The following is a 14,784-nucleotide window of genomic DNA, read 5'->3' as shown; positions in this document are numbered from 1 at the left end:
CGAACCGTTAGGCACGTCAGGCGAAACGGAAACTGAATGGAGCGGCGCAGTCGATTGAACTGCGTCGCTTTTTTCATCGAAGGCAACGCAGCCGGCTCCACCGAGGAGCTGCCCCTGGCGCTCGCGAAAGCACAGACGGCCCATGAATTCCAGCCGCTGCCCGCGATCACGCCCACCGTCGGCCGTTTCGACCCGCCCCTTGACGGAATGGAACGTCGGAGAACGCGGAACGCAATCCTGGCCGTAAGCGTCTGATGCTTATGCAGCACTCGACAGTCGCCCCCGATCCCCGGCCGACCGTGAAGCCCGATGGCACGGAAAATGAGCCTTCCATCGGCGCAAAGCTCACGGGCGCGGTTGTCGTTTCGATCCATATCTGCGCCATCGTTCTCGGCACGGGAGCCCTTTACTTCGCTAAACCGCTGATCCTGCCGATCATCATCGGCCTGCTCATCGCGCTGACGCTCATCCCGGTCGTGCGGTGGCTGGAAAGGCGAGGCATTCCCACGGGTCTGTCGGGCACCGCTCTGGTGCTGCTCCTGGCACTCATCATCGGGGCCGGCGTCTATTTCCTCAGCGCTCCGGTGACGGAATGGATCCAGCGGGCGCCCTCGATCGGACGGCAGGTCGAGGACAAGCTGAACAGCCTGCGCGGCTCGGTTGCGGCGATCTCCGAAGCGAGCCAGACGGTGGAAAACCTTGCCGGCGCAACCTCAGATCCGCGCGTGCAGGAGGTCGTGGTCAAGGAGGCCGGTTTCCTGTCGTCGGCGACGTCCATGCTGTGGAGCGCGCTGACGACTACCGGCATTGCCCTGGTCCTCGTCCTCTTCCTGCTCGGTTCGGGCAACATGATCTACGAGAAGATCGTGCGCGTGCTTCCAACCTTCCACGACAAGAAGACCGCTGTCAGCATCGTGCATGACATCGAATCATCCATCTCGCACTATCTGCTGACGATCACCCTGATCAACATGGGCCTTGGCATCGTCATCGGGTTGGCGATGTGGGCGATCGGCATGCCGACGCCGTATCTCTGGGGATTAGGGGCCACCTTTCTCAATTTCCTGCCCTTCATCGGAGCGCTCGCAGGCGTGAGCCTGGTCGCCGTGGTCGCCCTGATCTCTTTCGATTCGATCTCCTACGCGCTGCTGGCGCCGCTGCTCTATTTCAGCCTGACGGCGCTGGAAGGGAACATCATCACGCCCCTGATCCTCGGGCGCCGGCTCGAGCTCAACACCGTTGCGATCTTCATCGGGGTCGCCTTCTGGGGCTGGGTCTGGGGACTTGTGGGCGTGCTCATCGCGGTGCCGCTCCTGGTGGTCGTCAAGAGATGCTGCGATCACCTCCCGTCCTGGAGCACCCTGGGCGAGTTCCTCTCCATCACGCCGCCCAAATCGGAAATGGACGCGGACCAGGAGCAGCCGGACGCCAACCCGGCGGCGAAGACCTGAGTCGTCAATCGAGCAGGAACCGGCGGGCGGAACCCTGGGCCCGGGGACGGGCTCGGCAGAGGCGCGGGCACCGAGACAGGTGGTCCGGGGGCGCGCCTGCTCCCGCATTTCACCCGGTACGGGCCTGCCGTCGGCGCCTCGTGAAATCCGGTGAAAACTCCACCAATCGCCTTGCCATTTCGCCTCGTTGGCATAGAACAAATACAGAACGCAGGAGCCTGATTCCCATGCGACACAGCCATCCGAAAAGATCCTACCGCATCATGAAACGAGAGGTCGCCGACGGGCTGCTGGAGTCGCTGCGGCCGACCCGCCACCTCCTCACGCGGACCCTTGCGGCCATCCCTGTCGGCGGGCCGGAATACCGTCAGATCGACCGTGTGGTGCAGGAGATCGACGGGCTGGCCGAGATCCTGATCGGCAACGAAACCCACTACCATCAGGAGGGGCATTCCTTCCGGATGTGCGATGCGGGCCGCCGCAGCGAGTAGATAATGGAATTAAGCGGAGCATTGCCCCGCAATTGAAAACGAGTGGACGGTCGGCGTACCGGTTTCTTCGGAGAACGCCGCCGCGCCTGTCAGAACTGCCCGCCGATGAGGCCCGGGCGGACGAAGGTGAGGGACCGGAATCCGAGACCGGCGAGGTCCCGCTCCCGCTCCCCCTTCACCCGGTTGTAGAAGAAGCGCGAGGACGGATCCGCCCCGATGGCCGAGTTCAGGGCGAAGGTCTCTGCACCATGCTCCCTGGACAGGCGGGCGACGGCGAGCGGGTAATCGCGATCGACCCTGCGGAACGCCTCCTGCGATCCGGCCGTCCTTATGGTCGTCCCGAGCGTGCACACGACGGCGTCGGCCTGCCACCACCCGGCATCCTCGGGCAGGCGCTCGAAATCCACTCTCGGCGCGAGAAGCTTCGGATGGGCCGGCAGGGGCCGGCGGACAGGCGCGACCACGGCGTCGATGCGGATGTGCGCGTGGCCGCAACCCAACCGCGGCCTGTGCGTTCAAACCTTGGCATTCGCATGAATGGAGACTTGGCGGGCTCGTCTCCGCTGGTCGTTCCGTTCCGAGGCGGGCTTTGCGCCCGGCATGGCCGCCTCGCGGAAAACCATGGAGGAACGGACATGCTCAAGGTACTCGGCGGCACTCTCGGAATCATCTTTCTCATCGGTCTGGCGGTGGTGATCGGGATTCTCGCCCTGATCTTCTGACGACGCCGCCCGGTCATGAAACCTGGAATGCACCACTCCGAAAGCGGCCTCCGAGTCCTTGAGGAGGGCAGGACCTGCTGGCGCCTCGCGCGGGCCGACCGCCTCGCGGTGATCGTCGATGCGGCGGCCTATTTCGCCGCGGCGAAAGCCGCCATCCTGCAGGCGCGGCATACCGTGTTCCTCATCGGGTGGGACTTCGACCTGAGCATCGGCCTCGAACGGACGAACCCGATGCCGGGCGTGCCGGACGAACTCGGCTCCTTCCTGGCGGAAGCGGTCAAGAGGCGGCCGGGGCTGCGCGTGTTCGTGCTCCGCTGGGATCTGTCGTTCCTCAAATTCCCGTTCCGGGCCACGCTTCCCCTGAAGCTGCTCGACTGGCTCCTGGGCAAGCGCATCGATTTCCGCCTGGACCACGAACATCCCATGGGCGCCTGCCACCACCAGAAGATCGTCGTGATCGACGACTGCCTGGCCTTCTGCGGCGGCATCGACATGACGGATTATCGCTGGGACACGCCCGCGCATCGCGACGACGATCCGCACCGGATCGACAGGGGCCGGGCCTATCAGCCGTGGCACGACGTCACCACCTGCCTCACGGGCGAGGCGGCCGGGGCTCTGGGCGAGCTTGCGCGCGAGCGCTGGCGACGGGCGACCGGCGAAGCGCTGCCGCCGCCGAAGGCCGCCGCTCCCTGCTGGCCGGAACACCTGTCTCCCGACCTCACCGACGTGGAGGTCGCCATCGCCCGGACGGAGCCGGCCTATGGCGAGGCGCAACCGGAGATCCGGGAGATCGAGGCGCTCTATCTCGCGGCCATCCGGGCCGCGCGGCACACGATCTACATCGAGACGCAGTACTTCGCCTCGCACCGTATCGCCGACGCGCTGGCGAAGCGCCTGCAGGAGGAGAACGGCCCCGAGATCGTCGTAATCAATCCGCGATCGGCGGTCGGATGGCTGGAGGAAGAGGTGATGGGATCCGCCCGCGCCGTCCTGGTGCGCGATCTCGCAAAACAGGACCGCCACGGCCGCTTCAGGATCTACACCCCCGTCACGAAAGGGGGCGAGGACATCTATGTCCATGCCAAGGTCGTGGCCGTGGACGACCGGCTCCTGCGGGTGGGCTCGTCCAACCTGAACAACCGCTCCATGGGCCTCGACACGGAGTGCGACCTCGCCGTCGAGGCCGGCGCCGGCCAGGCCGACCGCAAGGTCCGGCAGGTGATCACGGCGATCCGCGACCGGCTGATCGCGGAGCATCTCGGCGTGGCGCAGGAGAGGCTCGCGGCCACGCTGGCGACCGAGCACGGATCCCTGATCCGGGCCATCGAGCGGCTGAGGCGGGACGACGGACGCAGTCTCATCCCGTTCGAGCCGCCGGAACTGACGGAGGCCGAGGTCGCGATGGCGGAGAGCCGGCTGCTCGATCCCGACCGGCCCGAGCGGATGGCGCCCGAATTCGGGGAGCGGCTCACGCTGCCGAGCCTGCGCACCGCCCTGGGCATCGGGCTGGTGGCGGCTGTGGGCGTCGCCGCCGCGGTGGCGCTCGCGCGCCGCCGCGCCGAAGCTTCGCGGTCGCGCCCGGCGCGATGCGCTAGGCCGCCGCGGAACCCCGATAGGCCTGATCGAGCGCGCCGAGATCGAGCTTGACCATCCGCAGCATCGCTTCCATGACCCGGCGGACCCTGGCCGGGTCCTCGTCCTTCAGCATCCGGCCCAGCGCCGTCGGCACCACCTGCCAGGAGACGCCGTAGCGATCCGTCACCCAGCCGCATTGCTGGGGCGTGCCGCCGTCGAGCAGGGCGTCCCAGAGACGATCCACCTCCGCCTGATCGGCGCAGTGCACGAACAGGGACAGGGCGGGCGTGAACGAAAAGCCCGGCCCTCCGTTCAGGGCGATATAGGACGATCCGGCAAGGGTGAACTCCACCGACATCACGTCGCCCGGCGATCCGCCAGGCAGCTCGACGCTGTAGGGCGTGACGGCGTCGATGCGGGAATCGGGCTGCAGCGAGACGTAGAACCGCGCCGCCTCCTCGGCCTTTCCGTCGAACCACAGGCAAGGGGCGATCCTGGACATGGCGCCTACTCCCCCGTGTCGAGCAGAAGCTCGAAGCCGCCGTAGATGAGGCGTTTCGCGTCGAAGGGCATCTCGGCCTCCATCAATCGCGGATCGGCCATGACCTTCCGGTTGGCCTCGTCGCGGACCTCCTTGGAGGGCCAGACGATCCAGGAGAAGACCACGGTCTCGCCGTCCTGCGCCTTCACCGCCCCCTTGAAGTCCGTGACCTTGCCGTCGGGCAGGTCGTCGCCCCAGCATTCCACGATGCGGATGGCGCCGTATTCCTTGAAGATCGGCGCCGCCTTCGCGGCCACTTCGCGATAGGCTTCCCGGTTGCCCGCGGGCACCGGAATGACGAACCCGTCGATATAGCTCATGGCGTTTTCTCCTTGAATCGATCCGCGAACCTCACGCCGCCGCGCGCTCGCCCTCGGCGAGTTCGGCGAGCTGGCCCAGGCAGATGCCCCAGCCCTCGTGGAAGCCCATGGCCTCGTGGCGCTGCCTGGCCTCCTCGCTCCAGTGCCGCACCCGCACGGTGTAGCGCGTGCCTGCGCCTTCCGGCTCGAAGGTGACGGTCACGGCCATGAACGGGTCCTGCGGAATCCACCCGGTCCTGAACGCGTCGGTGAAGACGATCCTGCGGTTGGGCTCGACCTCGAGGAAGACGCCCTCGTTCGGCATGTCGGTGCCGTCGGGAGCGCGCATCCTCGTGAGGAAGCGCCCGCCGGGGCGGAGGTCGAGCGCGACTTCCGGGGTGGTGTAGGGGCGCGGCGCCCACCACTCGCCGGTGCGCTCGGTCCAGACCCGGTAGACGGTCTCGGGCGGCGCATCGATCAGGCGCGTGATCACCAGCTCGTGCGGGGCGGCGGATGTGTCGGTCATGGTCGTTTCCCCTTCTCTTTCGTAGGCTCGCTCTTTCGTAGACTCGGCTCAGGCCATCGCCATCTCGCCCGCGGCATTCTTCGCCGCCTCGACGTCCATCCACATCACTTCCCAGATATGCCCGTCGGGATCCTCGAAGCTGCGGCCGTACATGAAGCCGTAATCCTGCTTCGGTCCCGGATCGGCGGTGCCGCCGGCGGCCGCGGCCTTGGCGAGCGTTTCGTCCACCGCCTCGCGACTGTCGGCGGAGATGCAGATCAGCACCTCGCTCGTCGCCTTCGCGTCCGCGATCGCCTTCGGGGTGAACTGGCGGAACTTGTCGTGGGTCAGCAGCATCACGTGGATCACGTCGGACAGGACCATGCAGGCCGCCGTGTGGTCGGTGAACTGCTCGTTCTTCTCGGCGCCCAGGGCCTCGTAGAAAGCGACGGCGCGGTCGAGATCGGCGACGGGAAGGTTCAGAAAGATCATCTTGGGCATGGCGGTCTCCTGTCGGGTGTGGTTTGACATTGATTCCCCAGAAAGTTATAAAAAGCAACTATGAAGTTAGAAAAAATAACAAAGACGTCGGAGACCTCCCAGCGCCGCCACTACGACGACGCCTGCGCGACCGCGCACGCCCTCGATCTGGTGGGGGAGCGGTGGGCCCTCCTGGTCATGCGCGAGCTCATGCTGGGGCCGCGCCGCTTCAGCGACCTGCGCGCGAGCCTTCCCGGCATCAGCGCCAACGTGCTCACCCAGCGGCTCGAAGGCCTCGAGGCCGCGGGCATTCTCGTGCGCCGCAGGCTGCCCCCGCCCGCCGCGACCCAGGTCTACGAGCTGACGGAATGGGGCTACGAGAGCGAGCCCATCTTCCAGAGCCTGGGCCGGTGGGCGGCGCGCTCCCCCGCGCATGATCCGAGCCGGCCGTTCAGCGCCGTCTCGCTGATGCTGTCGCTGCGCACCATGCTGGACGCGAGACGGGCCGACGGCCTCGACGCGCGCATCGGCTTCCGGGTGGGCGAGGAGACCTTCCTGGGCCATCTTGCCGGGGGACGGATCGAGATCTCCCGCGCGCCCCTGGACGCGGCCGACCTGATCTTCGAAGGCACGGCGCCGGCCATCGCGGGCGCGATCTATGGCGGCCAGCCCCTGGAGGCCATGGAGGAGGCCGGCGCGCTGCGGATCGAGGGCGACCGCGCCCTCGCGGCGCGGTTCACGACCCTGTTCCCGCTTCCGCCCAAGGCCGGACAGCCAGCCTGATGGGGAAGCGCGGCGGTTTGACGTGGGTCAAGGCACGGATGCTCCCGCGCGGCCAAGGTCGGCGCGAAAGGAGCAAACCATGTCTCACGTTCCCCACGAACTCGCCCAGGAATTTCCCGGCCATGCCGACGCGATCCATGCCCGCAAGCTCAGCGACCGCCACTTCGCCAGGCTGGCCGAGGAATACCACGAGGTGAACCGCACCATTCACCGGCTCGAAACCCGCGTCGAGGCCGCGTCCGAGGAGCGCGAGGCCGAACTGCGCAGGGAGCGCCTTCGCCTGAAGGACGAAATCGCCCGCCTGCTGGAGCAGGAAGCCGCCTGAGCGCGGCCGGGCGTCAATGCCCCGCAGCTCTCGTCGTGAGGAGGTAGAGCAATCGCCCTCCCATGAGGCGAGAGATGCGGGCCTAAGCCCTCGACGCCGCGCCGACGGCCGGCGCTTCTGCGTCGGTCTCCTCGTGCCTCTCCTGCACCGTCTTCACCGTATCCCGCCGCACGACCAGGCACAGGATCACGAGCGGAATTCCGATGCTGGCGGTCGCGGTGAACAGCAGCGGGTAGCCATAGGCATCCACCACCGCGCCGGAGGCGCCGCCGATCAGCTTGCCCGGCAGGGCATAGAGGGAGCTGAGCAGGGCGTATTGGGCTGCGGCGAATCCCGGCGCGGTGAGGCTCGACATGTAGGCGACGAGTGCCGAGCCCGCGAAGCCCGCGGCGAAATTGTCGACGCTGATCGAGAGAATCAGCAGGTCGAGCCGGGCGCCTTCCGTGGCGAGCCAGGCGAACATCAGGTTGGACGAGGCCGCGATGAAGGCGCCGATGAAGAGCGTCCACCACAGCCCCAGCCGGGTGAGGGCGAGCCCGCCCGCGAAGGCGCCGATGATGCCGACCCAGATGCCGTAGAGCTTCGACACGTTGGCGATGTCGGCCTTCGAGAAGCCGAGGTCGATATAGAGCGGGTTCGCCATCACGCCGGCCACGAAATCGGGCAGGCGGAAGCAGGCGACGAGGGCGAGGATCGGGACCAGGATCATGCCCTTGCGCCGGAAGAGCTCGGTCAGGGGCTCCAGGATCGCCGCCGCGAAGGGGAGGCGCTTGCGGGCCGGGCCTTCGTCCACCCGCGGCGCGAGCAGGGTTCCGGCGAGGCCGACCACCATGAGCGCCGCCATGGCGAGGTAGGCGCTGCGCCAGTCGACGAATTCCGCGATGTAGAGCGCACCCGCTCCGGCGCAGATGAGGGCGAGCCGGTAGCCGAGCTGGTAGGTCGCCGCCATCATGCCCTGGCGTTCGGTCGTGGCGGCGTCGATGCGCCAGCCGTCGATGACCACGTCCTGGGTGGCCGACGCGAAGGCGACCACGAGGGCCGACACGATGGCGGCGGACAGGTTCGCCTGCGGGTCGCTGGACGCGATGCCCACGAGGCCGATAGCGACGCCGATCTGCGCCAGGGCCATCCAGCCGCGCCGGCGGCCGAGCAGCCGGGCGAGGACCGGCACGTCGTAGCGGTCGACGATGGGGGCCCAGAGGAACTTCAGGGAATAGGCCAGCGCCACCCAGCTCAGCATTCCGATCTCGGTCCGCGAGATTCCCGCCTCCCGGAGCCAGGCCGAGAGCGTGCTGAAGACCAGCAGGAAAGGCAGCCCCGAGGAGAAGCCCAGCGGCAGCATGAGGGCGACGCGCCCGTCGGTCAGGACATCGCGGAGAGAAAGACGGCGTCGGGCTTCGGCCATGATCACCTTCGAGAAAAACTGCAGAGGCGCAAGGCCGTCATGGCAAGTCCTCGGGGCGAGACGATGGCACGGCGGGTGTTGATGCTTTGTTAACGATGTTTCGGCTCGCGGGAGCCGGCGCCTCACCGCTCCTCGACGGCATCGCTGAGCTTTGCGAGAAAGACCTCGAGCGCCTGTTCCGGGGGACAGTCCTTCTCCGTCAGGACCTGGAGGCCCCACTGCTCCAGCACGGCCTCCTCGATCGGGTTCGGCCGCAGCATGAAGACGTAGGATTGCGGCCTGTTGCGCTCGAAGCCCGAGCCGGACCAGGTTTTCCAGAGCCGGTGCAGGAGGAAGCGGATGTTCAGGTCGGTCATGCTGTAGCCGATGAACAGGATGGTCTTGCCCAGGGCGTCGGAGCGGAACTTGATGTCGAGGGGCGACTCGAAGGACAGGCGGTCCAGATAGTCCGTCTCGGCGATCACGATGGATTCGTCGTCGTCGAAATCCCCGTGGTACTTCACGATCTGCGGAACCTCGCTCCGGATGCGGGCGATGTCCTTGGCATTGACGATCTTGACGTAGTCCTTCCCGTGCAGATCGAAGGCCGTCTCCAGGTTGCGGTCGAAATTCGTGGTGTAGACGATGGGAAAATCGAGCCGGCAGATCAGCTCGTGGACCCGGGAGGCCTTCAGGGCGTCCTCCGGAATGGTCCAGTTCCGGTCCATCCAGCTGCGCAGGGGCCCGATGCTGCCCTGCTTGAGGCGGTAGTACTCGGCCAGGGTGAGGTGGTTGATCTCCGTCTCCGGAAACTTGGACAGGTCGAGGCCCAGCTCCGCCGCGATGTGCTCCACCAGGGTCCGCCAGGACGGCAGTCCGACGGTCATCGAAACGCCGGCCCCGGCGAACAGGATGGCCTGGCGTTCCTTCACGGCTCTGATCAGGTCTTCCACACCCCACCTCTGCATGGTCGTAATCAACGCCGACAACGCGAAACGGTGCCGTCGGGCTTCCAATCGGCCTCGCCGGGCAACGGTTGCCTTCTGGCGCGTTGTCGTGAGACCTCCGAGGCGGAGGCCGAAACGGAAAGGGAGAAGACGTGGCAGGTTACCGGATCACCAAGGTGGGAACCCTCTATGACGGATGGCGCAAGGTCCTCGGCTTTACCGTCCGCAAATCAGACGGAGAGACGATGGAGCGGGAGATCGTCGAGAGCGACGACGTCGCCGCCGTGCTTCCCTACGATCCGCAGCGGCGCACGGTCGTCCTCGTCCGTCAGTTCCGCGTGCCCGTCATGCACATCGAGGCGAAGCCGGACATCCTGGAGGTCATTGCCGGCCTCCTGGAAGGGGACGAGCCCGAGGCCTGCGCCCGGCGGGAAGCCATGGAGGAGGCCGGGCTGCGCCTCGGCACCCTCGAGCCCGTCGGCCGCACCTGGTCGACCCCGGGCGCGATGACGGAGCGGCTCAACCTGTTCCTGGCGCCCTATACGGCGGCGGATCGGGTGGCCGAAGGAGGCGGCCTCGCGGAGGAGCACGAGGACATCGAGGTGCTGGAGATCGGCTGCGGGGAACTGGCCCGGATGCTGGAGCGGAACGCCCTGACCGACCTCAAGACCCTGGCCCTGACGCAGGCCCTGCGGATCCGGCACCCGGAGCTGTTCGAGACAGCCTGAGCGGTGCCGCTCAGGCCTTGATCGCCCCGGAGGCGAGGGCGTCGATCTGGGCCACGACCCGCGGCTCCAGGCCGAGGGCGCCGGAGAGATGTGCGAGAAACACCCGCTCCTCCACCGTGCTCGGCGTGATGATGCGCCGGGCCGCCGTATAGACCTGGACCGCCATGTCGGGAGTCTTCACCGCCGCCGCGAGTTCGGCCGCGCTCGCCGGGCGGGCGAGTTCGGCCTCGATCAGGGCGACGCCTTCGCCGTCGATTCCCGCCCGCTTGAGGGTGCCGAGGATCCGCTCGCGCTCGTCGTCGTCGATGCGCCCGTCCGCGGCCGCGGCCGCGATCATGGCGCGCATGACCAGAAGAGCCGTCTCGCCGCTGTCGGCCGGGGCCGGCGCGGGCAGCGCCGCCGCTTCTGGGGCGGCCGGGACGGTGATCGCGGAACCCTCGATGGTGGGCGCTTCCGCTCCCTTGTTGAGGAGGCGGTTGAACAGGGCCGTGCCTTTGGGTTTTCGCCGATGCGGTGAGCTTGCGGCCGGCCTCGGAATTGACCACGGCCTTGGTCAGGCCGAGCACGACCGCGTTCATGGCGGCGTTGCCCTGGGGCGTCTTCAGGAATTCCTGGGCCTTGCCGAGGAGAAGGTCGGTCAGGTCGGCCGGAGGCGGCGCTGCCTTGGGCGCGGTGGCCGCGGGTTTCGGCTGAGCCGGCGGCTCGCCCTCGGCGGGGGCTTCCGTCGCTTCCGTTGCGACCGGCTCGGCGGTTGCGTTGTCCGGTGCTGGCGGAGGAGGCGAGGGCCTGTTTGCAAGGCCGATCAGCTCGCTCAGCAGCGTGCCTGCGCCGAACGCCTGGGCGGCGCCGGCGGCGGGAGCGGCGGGTTTGGAGGCGTCAGGCGCGGGCGCGGCAGCCGGAGCGGCCGCTGCGGGTGCCGCCGGCGTGGCGGGAGTTCCCAGTGCATCGAGAAGTTTCTTGGCGTCGAACATGGACCTGTCCCCACGAATCCATGGAGTTTAACGGAAAAAAGCGAAGGATCGCGCAAGCGAGCCGGAAATCCCGACTCTTAGAAGATCGAAGAGAAGATCATGCTGATGGCGCTCCAGACCATCATGGCGCCCATGGCGTAATAGCCCCATTTCGGCATGCCGGAGGGCGCCGCCTGCTGGGCCTGCGTGCCGACCGCGTTGATCAGCTCCGACTGGACCTGCTGTCCCTTGAGCACCAGGAGCGTCAGTCCCTGGATCGCCTCGGCCTGGGCGTTCAGCAGGGCGACCATGTGCGGCGTCCGGGTCTTGTCGTCGGAGGCGTTCAGCTCGCCCAGGGAATGCCCGATCTGCCCGATCGCGCCGCGCATCACGTCGAAGTTCTGGCTCTGCTCCGCCAGCAGGAGGCGCGCCTGGGTGATCGGATCCGGCGCAGCCTTCTCGGCGGCTTTGGCCAGATGCTGCATCAGCCCCTCGGGGCCTCTGGCGATGGCCGTGCGGATCGCCGCCTTGCCCGCCTCGGACGCGAGGGCGGACTTCGTCATGTCGACGGCCTTGCCGACAAGCTGGCCGGCATTGGGGGAGAAAATAGGCTCGCGGGTCTGTTCCATGGGCGGTGCTTTGGGTCGGTCTTACGAAAAGATTCGCACGAAGAACGGATCTCTTAGCCTGTTTATTGGCAAAGAGCTATGCTCTATCGTTCCAGAGCAGGATCTATTCCTCTGCGTCAACCGGGCGCAGTGCGCCAGAGCACTTAGGGAAACCGGGAGGGTTCGGAGGTTGTCGGGTTCCCGACTACCTCCGAAGAGTTGTCAAAGACCGAGCCGGGCCCCATGCCAGCGCAGGTGGTCCTCGATGAAGGTGCCGATGAAGAAGTAGGAATGGTCGTACCCGTCCTGGCGCCGGAGCGTCAGGGGGATGCCGGCCTTCGCGCAGGCCTCCTCCAGCAGATGCGGCTTGAGCTGGCTGTCGAGGAAGGTGTCGGCGGTGCCCTGATCGACCAGAAGATCGTTCAGGCGTGCCCCGCCCTCGATCAGGGCGCAGGAATCGTAGTCCCGCCACGCCGCCCGATCCGGCCCGAGATAGCCGGACAGGGCCTTCTCGCCCCAGGGGCAGTTCATCGGCGAGGCGATGGGCGCGAAGGCCGAAACGGCCTTGAAGCGGCCCGGATTGCGCAGCGCGATGGTCAGGGCCCCATGGCCGCCCATGGAGTGGCCGGTGATGCCCTGCCGCCCCATGTCGGCCGGCAGGCTCTCGGCCACGAGGGCCGGGAGCTCCCGCTCGATATAGGAGCGCATGCGGTAGTTCTTGGCGAAAGGTTCCTCGGTCGCATCCACGTAGAAGCCGGCCCCGAGGCCGAAATCGTAGGATCCCTCGGGGTCGTCCGGTACGCCCTCGCCGCGGGGGCTGGTATCCGGCGCGATCAGGATCACGCCGAGTTCCGCGGCCACGCGCTGCGCGCCCGCCTTCACGGTGAAGTTCTCCTCCGTGCAGGTCAGGCCGGACAGGAACCACACCACCGGCACCTTGCCCCGTTCCGCCTGGGGCGGAACGAAGGCGGCAAGGCGCATGGGCGTGCCGGTTTCCTGCGATGCGTGGCGATAGACGAACTGCGTGCCGCCGAAGCAGCGCGATTGCGAGACGACCTCGAGGCTCAAGAACTGTCTCCCGATCAGTAGACGATGACGGAGCGGATCGACTTGCCCTCGTGCATGAGGTCGAAGGCGGTGTTGATCTCGTCGAGCGGCATCTTGTGCGTGATCAGGTCGTCGATGTTGATCTTGCCCTCCATGTACCAGTCGACGATCTTCGGCACGTCCGTGCGGCCGCGCGCGCCGCCGAAGGCGGTGCCCTTCCAGACGCGGCCGGTGACGAGCTGGAACGGCCGGGTCGCGATCTCCCGGCCGGCTTCCGCCACGCCGATGATGATGCTCTCGCCCCAGCCGCGATGGCAGCATTCCAGCGCCTGGCGCATCACGTCCGTGTTGCCGGTGGCGTCGAACGAGAAGTCCGCGCCGCCGCCCGTCAGGTCGACGATCGCCTGCACGACCTTGTCGTTGCCGATCTCCTTCGGATTGATGAAGTCGGTCATGCCGAACTTCTCCGCCATGGCGCGCTTGGACGGGTTGATGTCGACGCCGATGATCTTGTCGGCACCGACCATGCGCGCGCCCTGGATCACGTTGAGGCCGATGCCGCCGAGGCCGAACACGACCACGTTCGCGCCGGGCCAGACCTTCGCGGTGTAGATCACCGCGCCGATGCCCGTGGTGACGCCGCAGCCGATGTAGCAGATCTTGTCGAAGGGCGCGTCCTCGCGCACCTTCGCCAGCGCGATCTCGGGCAGCACCGTGAAGTTCGCGAAGGTCGAGCAGCCCATGTAGTGGAACACCGTCTCGCCGTCGCAGCGGAAGCGGGACGTGCCGTCCGGCATCACGCCCTGCCCCTGCGTGCCGCGGATGGCGGTGCAGAGATTGGTGCGGCGGGACAGGCAGGATTTGCAGTTGCGGCATTCCGGCGTGTAGAGCGGAATCACGTGGTCGCCGACCTTCAGGGTCGTGACGCCGGCGCCGACCTCGCGCACGATGCCCGCGCCCTCGTGGCCGAGAATCGCCGGGAACTTGCCCTCGGAATCCAGGCCGGACAGCGTGTAGGCATCCGTGTGGCACACGCCCGTCGCCATCACCTCCACCAGCACCTCGCCGGGCTTGGGTCCCTCGATGCGAATGGTCTCGATGGTGAGCGGCTTGCCAGCCTCCCACGCCACGGCGGCCCTGGTTTCCATGATGAAGCCTTTCCTTTGATTCTGTGCCCGGGACTATGGGAACCGGGAGGGAGGGAGGTCAATAGAAGGCGCCCTCAGCCATGAGGGGTTCAAACGGGCGAAGCCCGGCTATATGTGCTGTGTGCATAACGTGAGGGTTTTCAACGTGTCAGACGTCCGCGCCGCCATCATTCCCGTGACGCCGTTCCAGCAGAACTGCACGCTCCTGTGGAGCGACCGGACGAAGAAGGGCGCCGTGATCGACCCCGGCGGCGATCTCGACCGCATCCGCCAGGCCATCGAGGAGATCGGCGTGACGGTGGAGAAGATCATCCTCACCCACGGCCATATCGATCATGCGGGCGGCGCCGCCGAACTCAAGGAGGCGCTCGGCGTGCCGATCGAGGGGCCGCACGAGGCCGACAGGTTCCTGCTCGACCGATTGGAGGAAACGGGCAGGGGCTACGGCATCGAGGCCCGCGCGGTCACGCCGGACCGGTGGCTGCAGGAAGGCGATACGGTCGCCGTGGGCGATCTTGTCCTCGACGTCCTGCACTGCCCCGGCCATTCCCCGGGCAGCGTCGTGCTCGTATCGCCCACGCAGCGTTTCGCCATCGTGGGCGACGTGCTGTTCCAGGGCTCGGTCGGCCGCACGGATCTGCCGGGCGGCGACGGCAAGGCGCTGATCCGTTCGATCAAGGAGAAGCTGCTGCCGCTCGGCGACGACATCTCCTTCATCTGCGGCCACGGCCCCACGAGCACCATCGGCCAGGAGCGGCAGACCAATCCGTTCCTGCAGGGCGACGCGGTGTTCTGAG

General features: G+C 67.2%; 20 protein-coding genes. 9 read left to right on the top strand and 11 right to left on the bottom strand.

The window, feature by feature from the left end:
• Positions 1-36 precede the first annotated feature (36 nt).
• The 3 genes from ACFOYU_RS26130 to ACFOYU_RS26120 all read left to right on the top strand — a co-directional run bounded on the left by ACFOYU_RS26130 (position 37) and on the right by ACFOYU_RS26120 (position 1,942).
• Entirely contained in the window at positions 37-255 is a 219-nt protein-coding gene (locus tag ACFOYU_RS26130; protein ID WP_377035798.1) for a hypothetical protein, read from the top strand.
• Complete coding sequence (locus ACFOYU_RS26125; protein ID WP_377035797.1) at positions 255-1,451, top strand: AI-2E family transporter; 1,197 nt, start codon at positions 255-257, stop codon at positions 1,449-1,451. Before ACFOYU_RS26130 ends, ACFOYU_RS26125 begins: the two co-directional genes overlap by 1 nt.
• A gap of 263 nt (positions 1,452-1,714) precedes the next feature.
• Positions 1,715-1,942 carry a hypothetical protein gene (locus ACFOYU_RS26120; RefSeq protein WP_377035796.1) on the top strand — a complete coding sequence of 76 codons (228 nt, stop codon included), beginning with the start codon at positions 1,715-1,717 and terminating at the stop codon, positions 1,940-1,942.
• Positions 1,943-2,031: 89 nt separating this feature from the next.
• On the opposite strand, the gene ACFOYU_RS26115 is transcribed toward ACFOYU_RS26120, so the two are convergent.
• Positions 2,032-2,442 (bottom strand): hypothetical protein, encoded by a 411-nt coding sequence (locus ACFOYU_RS26115; RefSeq protein WP_377035795.1) that lies wholly within the window; start codon positions 2,440-2,442, stop codon positions 2,032-2,034.
• A gap of 45 nt (positions 2,443-2,487) precedes the next feature.
• On the opposite strand from ACFOYU_RS26115, the gene ACFOYU_RS26110 reads away from it, so the two are divergent.
• A complete protein-coding gene (locus ACFOYU_RS26110) occupies positions 2,488-2,664 on the top strand; it encodes a hypothetical protein (RefSeq protein WP_226738710.1) in 177 nt (58 codons plus the stop codon).
• A 27-nt stretch (positions 2,665-2,691) separates the two neighbouring features.
• Positions 2,692-4,314: a phospholipase D-like domain-containing protein gene (locus ACFOYU_RS26105; RefSeq protein WP_377035794.1), complete on the top strand. Its 1,623-nt coding sequence runs from the start codon at positions 2,692-2,694 to the stop codon at positions 4,312-4,314.
• On the opposite strand, the gene ACFOYU_RS26100 is transcribed toward ACFOYU_RS26105, so the two are convergent.
• The 4 genes from ACFOYU_RS26100 to ACFOYU_RS26085 are packed head-to-tail and all read right to left on the bottom strand — an operon-like array spanning position 4,259 to position 6,088.
• Positions 4,259-4,744 (bottom strand): VOC family protein, encoded by a 486-nt coding sequence (locus ACFOYU_RS26100; RefSeq protein WP_377035793.1) that lies wholly within the window; start codon positions 4,742-4,744, stop codon positions 4,259-4,261. The two genes, ACFOYU_RS26105 and ACFOYU_RS26100, sit on opposite strands and share 56 nt — an antisense overlap.
• A gap of 5 nt (positions 4,745-4,749) precedes the next feature.
• Positions 4,750-5,103: a DUF1428 domain-containing protein gene (locus ACFOYU_RS26095; protein WP_377035792.1), complete on the bottom strand. Its 354-nt coding sequence runs from the start codon at positions 5,101-5,103 to the stop codon at positions 4,750-4,752.
• 31 nt (positions 5,104-5,134) lie between these two features.
• On the bottom strand, positions 5,135-5,608 hold the full coding sequence (locus tag ACFOYU_RS26090; protein WP_226738701.1) for an SRPBCC family protein: 474 nt from the start codon (positions 5,606-5,608) through the stop codon (positions 5,135-5,137).
• A 48-nt stretch (positions 5,609-5,656) separates the two neighbouring features.
• Positions 5,657-6,088, bottom strand: a complete 432-nt coding sequence (locus tag ACFOYU_RS26085; protein WP_377035791.1) for a VOC family protein — start codon at positions 6,086-6,088, stop codon at positions 5,657-5,659.
• Between the two features lie 60 nt (positions 6,089-6,148).
• Here ACFOYU_RS26085 and ACFOYU_RS26080 point away from each other — a divergent pair, with 60 nt between their 5' ends.
• Both ACFOYU_RS26080 and ACFOYU_RS26075 read left to right on the top strand, forming a co-directional pair.
• On the top strand, positions 6,149-6,850 hold the full coding sequence (locus tag ACFOYU_RS26080; protein WP_377035790.1) for a winged helix-turn-helix transcriptional regulator: 702 nt from the start codon (positions 6,149-6,151) through the stop codon (positions 6,848-6,850).
• Between the two features lie 79 nt (positions 6,851-6,929).
• On the top strand, positions 6,930-7,175 hold the full coding sequence (locus ACFOYU_RS26075) for a YdcH family protein (RefSeq protein WP_226738694.1): 246 nt from the start codon (positions 6,930-6,932) through the stop codon (positions 7,173-7,175).
• 82 nt (positions 7,176-7,257) lie between these two features.
• Here ACFOYU_RS26075 and ACFOYU_RS26070 read toward each other — a convergent pair whose 3' ends face one another.
• Positions 7,258-8,580 carry an AmpG family muropeptide MFS transporter gene (locus ACFOYU_RS26070; protein WP_226738692.1) on the bottom strand — a complete coding sequence of 441 codons (1,323 nt, stop codon included), beginning with the start codon at positions 8,578-8,580 and terminating at the stop codon, positions 7,258-7,260.
• A gap of 122 nt (positions 8,581-8,702) precedes the next feature.
• Positions 8,703-9,527 carry an SIR2 family protein gene (locus ACFOYU_RS26065; protein WP_226738690.1) on the bottom strand — a complete coding sequence of 275 codons (825 nt, stop codon included), beginning with the start codon at positions 9,525-9,527 and terminating at the stop codon, positions 8,703-8,705.
• 131 nt (positions 9,528-9,658) lie between these two features.
• Between ACFOYU_RS26065 and ACFOYU_RS26060 the strand changes: the two genes are divergently transcribed.
• Complete coding sequence (locus ACFOYU_RS26060; protein ID WP_377035789.1) at positions 9,659-10,234, top strand: NUDIX domain-containing protein; 576 nt, start codon at positions 9,659-9,661, stop codon at positions 10,232-10,234.
• A gap of 10 nt (positions 10,235-10,244) precedes the next feature.
• Here the strand turns inward: ACFOYU_RS26060 and ACFOYU_RS26055 are convergent, their stop codons facing one another.
• The 4 genes from ACFOYU_RS26055 to ACFOYU_RS26040 form a co-directional block, all read right to left on the bottom strand.
• Entirely contained in the window at positions 10,245-10,628 is a 384-nt protein-coding gene (locus ACFOYU_RS26055; RefSeq protein ID WP_377035953.1) for a DUF533 domain-containing protein, read from the bottom strand.
• 654 nt (positions 10,629-11,282) lie between these two features.
• Complete coding sequence (locus tag ACFOYU_RS26050) at positions 11,283-11,813, bottom strand: hypothetical protein (RefSeq protein ID WP_377035788.1); 531 nt, start codon at positions 11,811-11,813, stop codon at positions 11,283-11,285.
• 201 nt (positions 11,814-12,014) lie between these two features.
• Complete coding sequence (fghA, locus tag ACFOYU_RS26045; RefSeq protein WP_377035787.1) at positions 12,015-12,860, bottom strand: S-formylglutathione hydrolase; 846 nt, start codon at positions 12,858-12,860, stop codon at positions 12,015-12,017.
• 14 nt (positions 12,861-12,874) lie between these two features.
• Positions 12,875-13,987, bottom strand: a complete 1,113-nt coding sequence (locus tag ACFOYU_RS26040; RefSeq protein ID WP_226738680.1) for an S-(hydroxymethyl)glutathione dehydrogenase/class III alcohol dehydrogenase — start codon at positions 13,985-13,987, stop codon at positions 12,875-12,877.
• Positions 13,988-14,099: 112 nt separating this feature from the next.
• Between ACFOYU_RS26040 and ACFOYU_RS26035 the strand changes: the two genes are divergently transcribed.
• Complete coding sequence (locus ACFOYU_RS26035) at positions 14,100-14,783, top strand: MBL fold metallo-hydrolase (RefSeq protein WP_377035786.1); 684 nt, start codon at positions 14,100-14,102, stop codon at positions 14,781-14,783.
• Position 14,784 lies beyond the last annotated feature (1 nt).

The organism is Microvirga sp. GCM10011540, assembly GCF_042650665.1.
GTDB lineage: Bacteria > Pseudomonadota > Alphaproteobacteria > Rhizobiales > Beijerinckiaceae > Microvirga > Microvirga lenta.
The sequence above is the reverse complement of the archived record's forward strand: the minus strand, read 5'-3'. Positions and strand labels throughout refer to the sequence as shown.